The sequence below is a fragment of the Chryseobacterium sp. Y16C genome, assembly GCF_022488405.1.
GTDB lineage: Bacteria > Bacteroidota > Bacteroidia > Flavobacteriales > Weeksellaceae > Chryseobacterium > Chryseobacterium geocarposphaerae.
This window is the reverse complement of record NZ_CP092711.1, coordinates 810101-825343: the sequence shown is the minus strand read 5'-3', so window position 1 is coordinate 825343 and position 15243 is coordinate 810101. Positions and strand designations below refer to the sequence as shown.

Sequence of the window (15243 nt, the reverse complement as noted above, 5' to 3'; positions counted from 1 at the left end):
TATACTGACTTATGAATTTAAAATTACGTCTGACCATCCTCAGCTTTTTACAGTTCTTCGTTTGGGGAGCGTGGCTGATTACGATGGCTAACTTCTGGTTTGGCACAAAACATTGGGACGGAGCACAGTTTGGGGCTGTTTTCGGGACCATGGGAATTGCTTCCATTTTTATGCCAACCATCACCGGAATTATTGCCGATCGATGGGTAAATGCAGAGAGAATTTTTTCGGCTTTACATATTCTTTACGGGATTGTGCTTTTCTTTTTGCCACACTCTGCAGATCCCAATTCTTTTTTCTCGGTAATGCTTATAGCAATGTGTTTTTATATGCCTACTATTGCTTTGGCAAACTCTATTTCTTATACTATTTTAAAGAACAGCTCTTTGGATGTTGTAAAAGATTTCCCGCCAATCCGTGTTTGGGGAACCATTGGATTTATTGTAGCCATGTGGATTACCAACCTTACAGGAAATAAAGCTACAGAAGGACAGTTTTACATTGCGGGTGGTGTTGCTATTTTCTTAGGAATTTATGCTTTAACCTTACCAAAATGTCCTCCTCAAAAACTAATTGATAAAAATGCACCTTTATCAGAACAATTGGGTTTAAATGCTTTTAAATTATTTAAAGATTATAAGACAGCATTATTTTTTTTGTTCTCTATGTTGTTGGGAGCAGCTTTACAGCTAACCAATGCTTATGGTGATGTTTTTCTGAGTGAATTTGAGCATTTCCCGAAATATGCAGATTCTTTCGTTGTTCAAAGATCAACGATCATTATGTCCATTTCTCAGGTTTCGGAAACCTTATTTATCCTGGCTATTCCTTTCTTTTTAAAGAAATTCGGAATTAAAATGGTAATGCTGATGTCTATGTTGGCCTGGGTATTGAGATTCGGATTTTTCGCTTACGGAATTCCGGAAGGATTTGGTTTAGGATTGATTATTCTTTCCTGTATTGTTTACGGAATGGCTTTCGATTTCTTTAATATTTCAGGATCCCTTTTCGTAGAAACGACTACCGATAAGAAGATACGTTCTTCTGCTCAGGGACTTTTCATGATGATGACCAATGGCTTTGGAGCTGTTTTCGGAAGTTATGCTGCAGGTTGGGCAATTGATAAATTTTTTACCCATAAATTTACGACAGCATCATCTTTATCATCCTATTTGGAAACAACACCGGATAATCCTACCTTTCTGGGAATACTGAAAAAGAGCTTTAATGCTGTTGTTAATCCTGACGGAACATTATCTTCTATTGTAATGGTAAAAGACTGGCACAATATATGGCTTTCTTTTGCTGCTTATGCTTTGATACTTGCCGTTTTATTTGCGGTTTTATTTAAACATAAACACAACCCTGAAGAATTAGCTGATGTAAAGCATTAATTATAGCATTGATAATTAATATATTAAATTGCACTTTCAAAAAAAGTGCAATTTTTTTGTTTTTATAGGCAACCATTTAAAAAATAGATTGTCTTATAGACAGAAACAGATACATGAAGAATTTAGAAGAGAATTTTAAACTGGCAAAAAAACAGGATCGGAGAGGGCAGAAAGCGCTTTACGAAATGTTCTCAGCGAAAATGTTGGCTATTTCAAATTCTTACGTCAATAATCTTCATGATGCAGAAGATATCTTAATGAATTCTTTTTTCATCTGCTTTTCAAAAATTGATGAATGTAGAGAATGTAAAAGCTTTCAATTCTGGCTGAGGAAAATTGTAGTCAATAATTCGATAAACTTCATCAGGAAAAATAAAAATATCCTTTACACAGATGTTGAAATAAATGCAATCGGGAATGTTGATGAAGATTGGGAAGAAATAGAAGAAATTAATATGGAGGAGATTTTTTCTAAAATGCCGGATGGATACAGACTGATCTTCAATTTATATGTGTTTGAAGAGAAAAAACATCATGAAATTGCAGAAATTCTCAATATTTCTGAAGGCACAAGCAAAAGCCAGTTGAGTAAATCTAAAAAATGGATTGCAGATTTTTTAAAACAAAAGAAAGATGGACAACAATATGCTAAATAAATTAAAATCCGACTACGAGGAGCTTGAAATTAAGCCTTCTTCCGATCTTTGGGAGAGATTGGAAGGAAAGTTGGAGGAAAAGCCTCAAATCGCATTAAAATCACCCTTCCAGTGGTGGAAATATGCGGCTGTTATTGTTGTCTTGATTTCTTTGGGAAGTTTGTTTTATTTTAACTTAGAACGTCCTTCTCAAATCGATGAAGTAAAGATTACTCAGAATATGTCAGCTATTCTGGAGCCTCAGGAAAAGCATAATGAGGGTTTAGTTTTAAATGAAAATCAAATACAAAAACCAATTTCTTCGGAAATAAAAAGAATTCATAGCCAATCCTATTTTCCTTCTGAAAGCATATCCGAAAAAGAGAAATTTCAAAGTTTAGCGGTAAAGGAAGAAGAAAACATAGTAGTTGAAGTTCCTTCAGTTTTAACTGAAAAACCGGAAAATAATTCTGAAAAACCTCTTATAGCCGATCGGAAAAAAGTTTCCTACATCAGCGCAGAAGATCTGCTTATCGGTAGAGAACTGGACAAGACAAGAGAAGAGAATTATAATGATCAGAGAAAATTTGGTGTGATTGATATGAGCAAAATAAAAATCAAAGGTCCAAATTCTCTTAAAATCCTTGGATTTACAGTGATTTCCGATTCCCTGAAAAATAAATAGAATAATCAGAAAAATAATATTGTTAAGTAAAATAGTTCCGGAATACCCCGGACGGAAGTAAAATATTGTCTAAAAATTAAAAATAACATGAAAACAAAAGTTGCTTTACTCTCAGCTGTGCTGGCATTTTCTTACGCCAAATCTCAGGAAACGCCTTATACAGATGTTCAAATGCGTAATTATTCCAAAAAAATTGACAGTATTATCGTCTCTGAAAAAGCAAAGATGAATGACGAGCTGGATGTATTAGACAAAACTTTTAAAGAGAATAAGCTTTCCGCAGAAGAAAAGCAGAAGCAGCGAACTGAAGTGGCAAAAAAATATGAACAGATCATTAATGAGAAGGTAGATGGGCAAAAAGTTGCTCTGGAAGAAGCAACCAAAGAGCTTGTGAAAAGTTCAGTGATGGGAAAAGGCAAAGTTTTTGATAGAGTAGGATTTACACAAAATAATGCTATTTTAAGCTTTAGAGACTATAAAAAAACGAAAAAAGAATTGTTGAAAGGAGATGACTTTAATATTTCTTTTGGTTTTACAAATCTTACAAAATCAGCGGGTTCTTTAGCATTGGGAAACAGCTCGGAAACTATGTTTGGAAGATCTACCTCCCTTGTTTTTGAATATCGTGCTACAAGACAGCTTGGGAAACTTACTTCACCTGTTTTTTACCGTATCGGGCTAGGTTTAAGAAATGATACTTACAAACTTGCAGACTCTAAAGTAGTTGTCCAGCAGAATCGGCAAATATTTTTAGAGGATTTTACTACCGGATATTTAAGAAATTCGAGAATTGCTAATAATTATATTACGGTTCCGGTTGACTTTGTTTTTGTTCTAAATCCGAAATATACAACTGAAAATAATGAAAAGATGCTGGATAATTCCAAAGGAAACTTTAGAATCTCAGCTGGAATTTATGGAGGAGTAAGATATTTGTCTCAAAGTCAGATTCTATATAAGAATTTTGAAGATCATAAAGTGAACTACAGAGAAAATATCAATGGTTCTGTGAATAACTTTTTATTTGGCGGAAAGTTGTCTTTAGGCTATGGTGCCCTAAATGTATTTATAAAGAAAGATTTTACTCCGATTTTTAATGAGAATGCCAAGATAAATAATAAATATGGCATTCAGATTGGATTAGAATTGCTTTATGTTAATTTTTAAGTTAACAAAATTTAATGTTTTTTATTACGAATTATTTAAATTTGTTTTAAAATTTTTATTATTAATAATTGATTGTCTATAAATAACACGTTTTTAAAACACACTGATTTTAAGTGTGTTTTTTTTTGTATTTTGGCACTTTAAGAAATATGAAAAATATTCAATTAGTAGGGTTAATTTTAGTGATTATTGGTAGTTTTTTGCCCCTAGTTCATGTTCCTGTGGTTGGAAATTGGAATTATTGGGATCTTAATCATTATTTGGCTATTATGTGCTGGATTTTATCAGCCTGTGCTATTTTTGGTATTGTAAATAATAATATCAAAATAGGAAGAATTTTTGGAATTCTGTTATTGCTGCTATTTTGTTTTACCTTATTTGCAATTAAGTTTCAGTCTAAAGAATACTTTAGTTTTTTACCCTTTAAATCCTGGGTAGAAACTTTTGCAGGTATCGTTAAATTAAGGTGGGGCTGGATAGTAGAATTTTTAGGAGCTTTCCTGATGATTTTAGTTAAAAGCAATGCTAAGAATTTGAATTAAATATAAAATACCGAAAGGTTAAAAATAAAATAAAATAAAAAATATAAAAATAAAAGTATAGACATGAAAGAGGTATTCATTGTTTCCGCAGTAAGAACTCCTATGGGAAGCTTTATGGGAAGCTTATCAACAGTTCCGGCTACAAAATTAGGATCTGTGGCTGTAAAAGGAGCACTAGATAAAATTGGTCTTGACCCGAAATTGGTTCAGGAAATCTATATGGGAAATGTGTTACAGGCAGGAGAAGGACAGGCTCCGGCTCGTCAGGTAGCTTTAGGAGCTGGGCTTTCTATTGAAACACCTTCTACTACAGTAAATAAAGTTTGTGCTTCAGGAATGAAAGCTGTTTCTATGGCTGCGCAGGCAATTAAAGCAGGAGATGCAGACATAATCGTTGCCGGAGGTATGGAAAATATGTCTTCAGTTCCTCACTACTATAATGCAAGAAATGCTACAAAATTAGGAGATGTGAAAATGTTGGACGGAATGGTTCTTGACGGACTTACAGACGTTTACAACAAAGTTCATATGGGAGTTTGTGCAGAGAAATGTGCTACTGACTATAATATTTCAAGAGAAGAGCAGGATAATTTTGCTATCGAGTCTTACAAAAGATCAGCAAAAGCTTGGAGCGAAGGAAAATTCGCAGAAGAAGTAGTTCCGGTTTCCATTCCTCAAAGAAAAGGAGAACCTGTTATTTTTGCTGAAGATGAAGAATATAAGGCTGTGAGTTTTGACAGAATTCCGACTCTTCCGACAGTTTTCAAAAAAGAAGAAGGTACGGTAACGGCAGCTAATGCGTCCACTCTTAATGACGGAGCTTCTGCTTTGATCCTTGTTTCTAAAGAAAAAATGGAAGAATTAGGTCTGAAGCCTTTGGCAAGAATCGTTTCTTATGCTGATGCGGCTCAGGCGCCTGAAGATTTCACGACTGCACCTTCAAAAGCATTACCAATTGCTCTTAAAAAAGCTGGATTAGAGCTTACGGATATAGATTTCTTCGAATTTAATGAAGCATTTTCTGTAGTAGGCTTGGCAAATAATAAAATTTTAGGATTAGACGCTTCTAAAGTAAATGTAAACGGAGGAGCAGTTGCTCTTGGTCACCCACTTGGAAGTTCAGGTTCTAGAATAATTGTTACTCTGATCAATGTTTTAAAACAAAATAACGCTAAATATGGTGCTGCAGCGATCTGTAATGGTGGTGGTGGTGCTTCGGCGATTGTTATTGAGAATATGTAATATTTATTTTAATCGTAGATAAAAATCCGGAAGTTATTTGCTTTCGGATTTTTGTTTTTATTAATGAAATACCACCTCAAAAGTGTTCGAATTTTAACCTAATAATAAAATTTCACCGAAAAAAAATAAAAACTCCCGAATATTCGGAGGTTTTGTTATTTTTGTGCTACTAATACTTTTTTGAAATGTCTGAAATTGAGAATCCACAACCTCAAATTATAAAGAATAATCCTAAAATAATGAAAGCCTGGGCTGTCTATGACTGGGCAAATTCAGTATATTCCTTAGTAATTACATCTGCAATATTTCCTATTTATTATACCATTCTTACCACTGCTTATAATAAAAAAGAATATGTTCCTGAAGCAAAGGAGATTCAGGAAATTCCGGTGAGAAATATGATCAAGATATTTGGAGAAGCCTACGAACCGGAAGCGGTTTTGAGCTTTTCTTATGCGATTTCATTTATTTTGGTTGTCCTTTTATCTCCATTCCTTTCCTCTTTAGCAGATACAATCGGAAATAAAAAATCCTTCCTTCAGTTTTTCTGTTATCTCGGAGCAACTTCCTGTATGGGGTTAGCAATGTTTACAGGTATGGAAAACGTATTTTTAGGATTACTTTTTAGCATTACAGCAAGTGTTGGTTTTTGGGGAAGTTTAGTATTTTACAATTCATTTTTACCCGATATAGCAACTCCGGAAAAACAAGATGCACTTTCTGCCAAAGGATATATTTACGGGTATATAGGTTCTGTTGTTTTGTTGATTATCTGTTTGGTATTGATCCAGATGGTTGCTAAAGGTCCGGAGCAGGCTAAAATCTACATAAGAGTCAGCTTTTTATTAACAGGAGCTTGGTGGTTTGGTTTCTCACAATACACCTTTAAACATTTACCTCAATTTGGGGATGTAAAAGAAAAACTTCCTAAAGATTTAGTGCTTTTAAATTATAAGAACATATTTAAAAAACACGAAGAACAAGGTGGCTTTTTTGAAGTATTAAAAGATAATCTCAGCTTTTATAAAGATATTGCCAAAGAAAGTTTTAAAGAATTATTTAGTGTTGGAAACAAACTGTTTTCAGATAGAGGGCTAAAGTTCTTCCTGTCCAGCTTTTTCTTTTACAGTGTAGGAATGCAGACTATTTTCCTGATGGCAGTGCCTTTCGGAAGTACAGTAATTTTCCCAAAAGAAGCAGATAAATACAAGTTGATTATTACCATTTTGGTCATTCAGATTATTGCAATCTTCGGTGCCTTTCTTTTCTCAAAATTATCTAAAAAGATAGGGAATAAAAATGTAATTACGATTGCAGTCATTATTTGGATTATCTGTTGTTTATCAGCTTACTCATTAAACAAGGAAAATCCGAACCTACAGCTTCAGTTTTATGGATTAGCTGGTTTAATCGGTCTGGTAATGGGTGGTCTTCAGGCAATGTCGAGATCTACCTATTCTAAACTTTTGCCGGAAAATTCTATGGAAAACACTACCTATTTTAGTTTTTATGATGTGCTTGAAAAGATAGCAATTATCTGCGGAATGCTTATTTTCAGTGTTTTCATTCAGAAGTTTCATAATATGCAATATGCTTTTATCACAATGTCGGCATTTTTTGCGGTAGGGATTATTTTTATTAGATTTTTAAAAGCTAAGATTTAATATAAAATGGCTTGAATTTTGTTAATATTCAGTAACTTTGCAGAAAGTTTTTAAAATTGCTTTAAAGAAATGACAAACCCTTTATTCTACGCAAAAATAATTTTGTTCGGTGAATACGGAATGATTGAAGATTCCCAAGGTTTGGTAGTACCTTACAGTTTTTATAAAGGAACTTTAAAATATTCTGACCTTTCGTCAGAGTTTGAAAAAAAATCGAACCATCATTTACAAAAATATTCAGATTATTTAGCAGATTTAAATCTTTCAGAAGATTTTAAACTTGATATTGATCGTTTTAAAACAGATATTTCTAACGGGCTTTTCTTTGATTCCAATATTCCACAAGGATATGGGGTAGGAAGTTCAGGAGCTTTAGTAGCTGCTATTTTTGAAAAATATTCTGTTAAAAAGCTTAATCCGGAGACAATTTCCAAAGAAATTTTAAAAAATCTGAAAGCAGTTTTCGGAGAAATGGAAAGCTATTTTCACGGTAAAAGTTCAGGGATGGATCCGTTGATCTGTTATATGAATCTTCCGATTCTTATCGAGAATAAAGAAAACTTAGATAAAGTAGCTATTCCTGATGGTCAGGTTGGAAAAGGAGCTATATTCCTTATAGATTCAGGAATTACTGGCGAAACAGGACCTATGATTCAGATTTTCTTTGAAAAAATGAAGGCCGAAGGTTTCCGTAAAACGTTGAAAGAAGAGTTTATTCGCTATAACAATGCCTGCATAGAGTCTTTCCTTAAAAAAGATATGAATCCGTTCTTTAGAAACCTTAAAAAGCTTTCTCACTGGGCTTACGAACATTTCCGTCCAATGATTCCCGAGAGTATTTTTAATATCTGGAAAAAAGGCCTGGATTCCAATGCCTACTACCTGAAACTTTGTGGAAGTGGCGGTGGAGGATATATTTTGGGCTTTACCCAAGATTATGAAAAAGCTGAAAAAATGCTTGATGGTTTCCAAAAAGAGGTGATTTACAGATTTTAAACAGCCTGGAATGAATTCTGAAAAAGAAACTTTCCAACAGAAAAAATATATTCAGAAATCTCTATTTTACAGATTTTCGCAATTCGTAGGCTTTCTTTTAGGAGCCCGCTTTTTTATTGCGGCCTTACTTACATTTGCCCTATACGTTTCCACGTTTTTCCTTTTTAATCAGGATGAAAACTTCAGAAAATTTGTCTTTGATTTTAAGGTTCATGGCATTATTTTCTGTACGGTACTCACCATTCTAGCAGGGGGAATCATTAATCAGTTCTATGATTTTGAAAAAGATCATATGGTAAAACCCTTCAGAACAAGAATCCAAAGCTTTATCAAGCAGAAGTACTTTTTGTATGCTTATCTGTTTTTAAGTATTCTTTCTTTGGGTGTGGCTTGGCTGATTTCGCATCGCGTATTTTTGTTTTTTGTTATCTACCAGTTCTTTATGTGGTTTTATAGCCATAAATTAAGTCGCATTTTAATTTTAAATAATCTCACTTTTGTAAGCCTTACTTTATACCCTTTCTTTGGAATGATGGTATATTACGGAACCTTTTCAAAGAAAGTCTTATTGATGGCTATTTTTCTGTTTCTTATTCTCTTATGTATTGATATTGTAAAAGATACATTAACGAAAAGAGTAGATAAGGTCTTTGATTATGTCACTATTCCCAATTATTTTACGAATAGGAACACTAAGATTATTATTATTTCATTACTGATCATCACGATGGCAGTTTCAATGAAACTGATTACCCGTACCGGGATTTCTGGCTTTATGGCTTATTATTTTACAGGAGGATTATTCATTATGATTCTATGTGTTTACCTTATTTTAAATTACTCTAGAAAAAGTAAATTCCTGACACTGAATATTTTGAGATTTTGGGTTTTTGTCGGAATTATTGCGATGCTGCTCAATGGCATAGAGAATAAATTATAGGAAAAAATTCTTTAAAAAACTAAGGTTTGCTTACCTTTGCAAAACCCTAAACTATATAATTGTAATGCCCATTTTTAACGATACTAAAGTTGCATTCGCAGATAAATCTGATGCACAGTTAAAGAAAGCGTATTGGATGTTCAAAATGATTGAACAGCCTTCACTGACTAAAGTAGGAACTTCTGTTCTTAATTTCACCGTTCATAATAATTTTCCTTTTGTTACCGGAATTGTAAAGAATACCTTATTTGAGCAATTTTGTGGCGGAGAGACCCGTGAAGAAAGTATGAAAGTTGTGAAACAGCTCTTTAAAAGAGGAGTTGGAAGTATCTTCGATTACTCTATTGAAGGGAAAGAAGATGAGGAAACTTTTGATGCAGTGTGTAATGAGATTAAAGATATCGTAAAATTTTCAGTAGGTAATCCGGCGATTCCTTTTATTGTTTTTAAGCCTACTGCCTTCGGAAGAATCGATTTGTATGAAGCTGTCGGTAAAAATGCAGAGCTTACATCTAGCCAGAAAGAAGAATGGGAAAGAGTCGTAAGAAGGTTTGATGAAGTATGTAAACTTTGCCACGAACATGATAAAAAAGTAATGGTAGATGCAGAAGAAACCTGGATGCAGGACGCTGCAGATCATCTTTGTGAAGAAATGATGGAAAAGTACAATCAGGAGAAACCAATTGTTTGGAATACAATCCAGATGTACAGAACCGGAAGACTGGAGTATATGGAAGAAAATCTTCAACGAGCAAGAGAAAAAGGGTATTTTATCGGATATAAAATTGTTCGTGGTGCTTACATGGAGAAAGAAAGAGCCAGAGCTGCCGAAAAAGGATATCCGGATCCGATCCAGCCTAATAAAGAATCTTCAGATAAGAATTATAATGCAGGAATTGATTTTGTGATGAATCATTTAGATAAGGTATCTGCTTTCTTTGGAACCCATAACGAGATTTCTTCTGAGCTGATCATGGACAAAATGAAGGCTAAAAATCTTGAAAATGGTAATCCTCATGTGTATTTTGGACAGCTTTACGGGATGAGTGATAATATTACCTTTTATTTGTCTGATAAAGGCTATAATGTAGCTAAATACCTTCCTTACGGACCTGTGAAAGATGTAGTTCCATATCTTACAAGAAGAGCCCAGGAAAATACTTCTGTTGCCGGACAAACCGGAAGAGAATTAGGTCTTATCAAAAAAGAACTGGAAAGAAGAAAAGGAAGATAATTTTCCTTGAATATAAAAAATAAAAAGTCTGATCATTTATGATCAGACTTTTTTATGGCTCAAAACTTTCAAATTTTCCATTTTCGTAAAAGAGAACAATTCGTTTTATCTTACTTTGTTGGTTTACAGGAACTTGGCTAATTATTTGTTGATGAGAATTTTCTAATCGCTGAGAATCGGATATTTTTTCCTGTGCTGTACTTTGGTGCGGTATAAACGATTCTCCAGGACTTTGTTTTGAAGGCCTGATTTCAGTTTCTTCCGAACCGAAATCTTCATTGTCATTAATCATCGTGAAAAGATCGGGAAGGGAGGTTGGCTTTAAAACTTCTTCAGCTTTTTCTTCAATAATTTCTTTGGCTTCGGGTAAATCGGATTTCAGCATTTGTCCTTCACCTGTAACGAGCCAGTCCCAAAGAATCTCAGGAAAGCGTGATTTTATTTTTATGATAAATTCCAAAGAGGGTTTGTTTCTTCCTGAGGTAATATGTGAAATAGAAGAACGCTGAACATCTATCTCGTCCGCAAATTCAGAAGGAGTAAAATTAGAATATTCTATAACCTTGGAAATTCTTTCGTTTAAACTCATAAAAAGAGGTTTTAAATAGAGTTACAAATGTAAAAATAAAGTTTACAAATGCAAAATACAAAAGTAAACAATTTTAAACTTATTGACAATACATTTGTAAACATAAATAAATACCTATTAAACAGTAGTTTACATTGTTTATAAAATTAAATTCTGATTTTTAATGAACAAATTTTCCCCAAAATTCACTTTTTTACATTTCACTTCAAGCAAAGGATGAGATAAATGCAATAATAATTATTTTGGTGATAATGGATCTGGTAAACTTCTTAATAACGTATTGTTAAAGGCTTTTTTAGACGATTATCCGTCTTTTAGGGTAGGTGAGTACTGTAAATACCTGATTACATTACTAAATTCAAATATAAAGCTCTGGAATTGATTTGTATTTTGTCCTTAAACAGCCATTATTAGCTGATTTTAACTTTTAAATTTAAACTAAATATCTATTTCCCGAATTGAATATTTTAAACAACTTACACTTCAGGAATAAAGTTTAAAAATGAGGAAGATTTTAAATTTCATAATAAAATTATTAACAATTTACATTTGTATAATTTAGTTATCAACACTATTTTCCACATTTTTACATGTTTAATAGAATTACGCCCAAATGTTGATAAACAGGATGAAATACACTTAAAGTAATATTAAAATATAGATTTAAATAAAAATCATAACTAATTGAATTTTAATAATATAAATACATTGAATTAAATTATCATTAATCCACAATTTTATCAACAGACATTCTGTCAATTTACAGTGTTTAACATGATTACAAATGTTAATTTTATTTTTCTCTTAAAAATAGCTAAATTTGACTCTTGTAAATTATTACATAATGAACTTTGAACAGATTTATCAGAAGAATCCTGATTTTCCTAATCGCTATATTTCCCCTGAAAAATTATTTTTTTACTTACAGGAGAATCTCAGCAATTATATTCAAGAAATTGGAAAGTCCTATTTAGGAAAGCCTATTTATAAATTAACTGTTGGTAACGGTAATATTGCTGTTCTGGCTTGGTCGCAAATGCACGGAAATGAATCGAACGCTACTCACGCAATGCTCGATTTACTCATAACTTTGGATAATCACCCTGAATTGAAAGAAGAAGTGTTTGGTAAAATCCAGCTTGATTTTATTTTTATGCTTAATCCGGACGGTTCTGAAAGATGGACAAGACTTAATGCTGCAGATATTGACTTAAACAGGGATTTTCATAATGAAGCAAGCACAGAGATTAAATTTCTGAAAAATGCGGTAGCTTCTAAAAAATACGACTATGCACTGAATCTTCATGAGCAGAGAACTATTTTTACTACAGACGGAATTCATCCTGCTACATTATCTTTTTTGGCTCCTTCTGAGGATGTGGAAAGAACTGTGACGGAAAATAGAAAAAAATGTATGGTGGTAATCGCTGATATTTATAATCACCTGAAAGAAATGATTCCTAACCAGATCGGCAGATATTCAGATGAATTTTACCCTACTTCTACGGGAGATAATTTCATTAAATCAGGAATGCCTACTATTTTGTTTGAAGGGGGACACTTTATAGATGATTATACCAGACAGGGTACGAGAAAATATTACACAATTGCATTGTATTATGCTTTAAAGGCAATAAGTGAGCTTAATTCTGGAACTGATGGATGGGAAGAATATCTTAATATTCCGGAAAATAGAGAAACGCATTACGACATTATTTACAGAAATGTAAAGCTGAATACTGAACACGAATGTATTTTGGATGTGGCAGTGCAATATAGAGAAATAAAAGAAGAAGGTAAAGATGAAATATCTTTTATCCCTTTTGTAATGGAAGTAGGAGATGTAAAACAGCGAAAAGGCTGGCTGGAAATAGACTGTACAGGAAAGAAATTTATTTCGGCGACTAAATATCCTAAACTGGATGAGGAAGTAAATTTTACAATAGAAGACTAAAAAAAGCGGAACAAACTGTTCCGCTTTTTTTTATATTACTGTCATTTCGACAATAGGAGAAATCTAAGATTCTTCACTTCATTCAGAATGACAAACTTTTATTAGTTTATAACCTTAATTCCGTTGGCTACAAATCTGATTTCTTCTTTTGGAGTTGTGATAGCATCGATCTCAGATTGAGGTCTTTTAGCGTCTTCCGCATAGTGTTTCTGCTCATCAACAGAAGTTACTTTTTTTTCAGCCGTTCCGTCCATAACCACTGTTTTACCCTTTAAAGCAGTAGGAACAAAGAATGCATAATCTTTCATTTTTACGAAAAACTTAGAATTGTCTTCGGTTTGGATTGTTAACCAGCATCCTTTTTTATCACAAACATCCGTTACTTTTCCTTTTATGGCAACGTTTTCTACTTTTTTCTCTTTTTTAAGCTTTTTGCTTAATTTATCTACAGAGATTGCTTTAGATTCTACATTGGAAGCTACACCACCTCCATAAGTATCACCTACAAGAGCATTTCCTGCCGGTGGACCTGATTTTTTTGATTCCTGTGCAAAAGCTAAAGAAGATGCACTTACTGCTACTGCAAATAATATCGCTTTGAATTTCATTTTTATATTTTTTCCAAAAGTACTAATAAAAATTGAATCCTACTTGCCAAAAAAGTTGATAAAAAACAGCCTTATTCTAAAATTTGAAACAAAACTCCAAATTCATTGCATATTTATTTATATTTGGAACCTATATTTCACTATGCAGAAAAAACTAAAACTTTGGGATGCCATTATGTTGGTAATGGGATCTATGATCGGAAGCGGAATTTTTATTGTAAGCGCTGATATGATGCGGAATTTGGGTTCCGGGTTCTGGCTGATTATCGTTTGGGTAATTACAGGAATTATGACCGTTGCTGCAGCAATCAGCTACGGAGAGCTTTCTGCACTCTATCCCAAAGCTGGCGGACAATATACCTATCTTAAAGAAATTTTTGGGAAAAAGATGGGCTTCTTGTACGGATGGGGATTGTTTACAGTAATTCAGACAGGGACTATTGCAGCAGTGGCAATGGCTTTTGGTAAATTTACAGCTTATTTGGTTCCCGCTTTAAATGATGCGGCACCTATTTTCCAGAGCGGAGAGTTTAAAATTACCTGGATTCAGATTTTGGCAATTGCGATCATTCTTTTGCTTACATATATCAATACAAGAGGGGTGGAAAGTGGAAAACTTTTGCAAAATATATTTACAGGATCAAAAATCATTGCTTTGGTAGGATTAATCGCTGCAGGTTTTATTCTGGTAGATATTTCGCACATGACTGAAAACTTCAGTTTTGGAACGAATTCTTTTAATAATCTTAAAAAAGACACACTTGGAAACTTTCTGAAAGAAGGATGGGAACCTATTGGAGGAATGACTTTAATGGGTGGAATTGCTGCGGCAATGGTTGGATCTGTATTCAGTTCTGTAGCTTGGGAAAGTGTAACTTTTGTTTCGGGAGAGATTGAAAATCCAAAGAAAAATGTGGTGAAATCAATGATCTACGGAACAACCGCTGTTATGATTCTATATATTGCTGTTAATTATGTATATCTAAATGCTTTGGACAGGGATTCAATTGCGTTTGCAGAAAATGACAGGGTAGCAGTTGCAGCTTCTCATTTTATTTTCGGAAGCGCAGGAACGGTAATTATTGCTGTGCTGGTAATGGTTTCGACTTTTGGCTGTAATAACGGGCTTATCTTAGCGGGAGCAAGGGTTTTCCAAACTATGGCTAAAGACGGAATGTTCTTTAAACAGGCTGAAAAAAACAATAAAAATGAAGTTCCGGCCAATGCTCTATGGATGCAGGGAATTTGGGCTTCTTTACTTTGCTTGAGCGGTCAGTATGGAAATCTTTTGGATATGATTTCTTTTGTGATTGTACTATTTTACATGATTACGGTCTTTGGAGTGATTTATTTAAGATACAAACAGCCCAATCTGGAAAGACCTTACAAAACATGGCTGTATCCAATCACGCCAATCATTTATTTATTAATTGGAACAGGGTTTTGTATTTTACTTTTAATTTATAAGCAGCAATACACTTGGCCTGGGTTCTTAATGGTCTTAATAGGACTTCCCGTGTATTATTTTATTAATCTCAATAAGAAAACAGAAAAAGAATAAATGAAAGCTGACCAATTTAAGAGGTCAGCTTT

Annotated in this window: 14 protein-coding genes; 12 read left to right on the top strand and 2 right to left on the bottom strand. The window is 33.5% G+C overall.

The features are described 5' to 3' along the window. Window positions 1-11: 11 nt before the first annotated feature. The 10 genes from MKS83_RS03600 (at window position 12) to MKS83_RS03555 (ending at window position 10499) form a co-directional block, all read left to right on the top strand. On the top strand, window positions 12-1394 hold the full coding sequence (locus MKS83_RS03600; RefSeq protein WP_100375771.1) for a nucleoside permease: 1383 nt from the start codon (window positions 12-14) through the stop codon (window positions 1392-1394). Between the two features lie 113 nt (window positions 1395-1507). Continuing rightward, entirely contained in the window at window positions 1508-2050 is a 543-nt protein-coding gene (locus MKS83_RS03595; protein WP_240582000.1) for an RNA polymerase sigma factor, read from the top strand. Further along, entirely contained in the window at window positions 2028-2714 is a 687-nt protein-coding gene (locus tag MKS83_RS03590; RefSeq protein WP_240581999.1) for a hypothetical protein, read from the top strand. Before MKS83_RS03595 ends, MKS83_RS03590 begins: the two co-directional genes overlap by 23 nt. A gap of 87 nt (window positions 2715-2801) precedes the next feature. After that, window positions 2802-3881: a hypothetical protein gene (locus tag MKS83_RS03585; RefSeq protein ID WP_240581998.1), complete on the top strand. Its 1080-nt coding sequence runs from the start codon at window positions 2802-2804 to the stop codon at window positions 3879-3881. 149 nt (window positions 3882-4030) lie between these two features. After that, on the top strand, window positions 4031-4423 hold the full coding sequence (locus MKS83_RS03580) for a hypothetical protein (protein ID WP_240581997.1): 393 nt from the start codon (window positions 4031-4033) through the stop codon (window positions 4421-4423). Between the two features lie 63 nt (window positions 4424-4486). After that, window positions 4487-5665, top strand: a complete 1179-nt coding sequence (locus tag MKS83_RS03575; RefSeq protein ID WP_240581996.1) for an acetyl-CoA C-acyltransferase — start codon at window positions 4487-4489, stop codon at window positions 5663-5665. Between the two features lie 185 nt (window positions 5666-5850). Next, the gene (locus tag MKS83_RS03570) at window positions 5851-7329 is read left to right on the top strand and encodes an MFS transporter (RefSeq protein WP_100375765.1); all 1479 of its coding nucleotides are present in this window, start codon (window positions 5851-5853) and stop codon (window positions 7327-7329) included. Window positions 7330-7398: 69 nt separating this feature from the next. Then, window positions 7399-8325 (top strand): mevalonate kinase, encoded by a 927-nt coding sequence (locus MKS83_RS03565; RefSeq protein ID WP_240581995.1) that lies wholly within the window; start codon window positions 7399-7401, stop codon window positions 8323-8325. A gap of 10 nt (window positions 8326-8335) precedes the next feature. Further along, window positions 8336-9265 carry a UbiA family prenyltransferase gene (locus MKS83_RS03560; protein WP_240581994.1) on the top strand — a complete coding sequence of 310 codons (930 nt, stop codon included), beginning with the start codon at window positions 8336-8338 and terminating at the stop codon, window positions 9263-9265. Between the two features lie 64 nt (window positions 9266-9329). Beyond that, complete coding sequence (locus tag MKS83_RS03555) at window positions 9330-10499, top strand: proline dehydrogenase family protein (protein WP_240581993.1); 1170 nt, start codon at window positions 9330-9332, stop codon at window positions 10497-10499. Window positions 10500-10551: 52 nt separating this feature from the next. Here the strand turns inward: MKS83_RS03555 and MKS83_RS03550 are convergent, their stop codons facing one another. Next, on the bottom strand, window positions 10552-11088 hold the full coding sequence (locus MKS83_RS03550) for a helix-turn-helix transcriptional regulator (RefSeq protein WP_240581992.1): 537 nt from the start codon (window positions 11086-11088) through the stop codon (window positions 10552-10554). 844 nt (window positions 11089-11932) lie between these two features. Here MKS83_RS03550 and MKS83_RS03545 point away from each other — a divergent pair. Beyond that, window positions 11933-13042 (top strand): M14 family zinc carboxypeptidase, encoded by a 1110-nt coding sequence (locus tag MKS83_RS03545; RefSeq protein WP_240581991.1) that lies wholly within the window; start codon window positions 11933-11935, stop codon window positions 13040-13042. A gap of 101 nt (window positions 13043-13143) precedes the next feature. On the opposite strand, the gene MKS83_RS03540 is transcribed toward MKS83_RS03545, so the two are convergent. After that, window positions 13144-13650, bottom strand: coding sequence for a DUF4920 domain-containing protein (locus tag MKS83_RS03540; protein ID WP_240581990.1), 507 nt, complete (start codon window positions 13648-13650; stop codon window positions 13144-13146). Between the two features lie 142 nt (window positions 13651-13792). Here MKS83_RS03540 and MKS83_RS03535 point away from each other — a divergent pair, with 142 nt between their 5' ends. Then, window positions 13793-15211 (top strand): APC family permease, encoded by a 1419-nt coding sequence (locus MKS83_RS03535; RefSeq protein WP_240581989.1) that lies wholly within the window; start codon window positions 13793-13795, stop codon window positions 15209-15211. Window positions 15212-15243 lie beyond the last annotated feature (32 nt).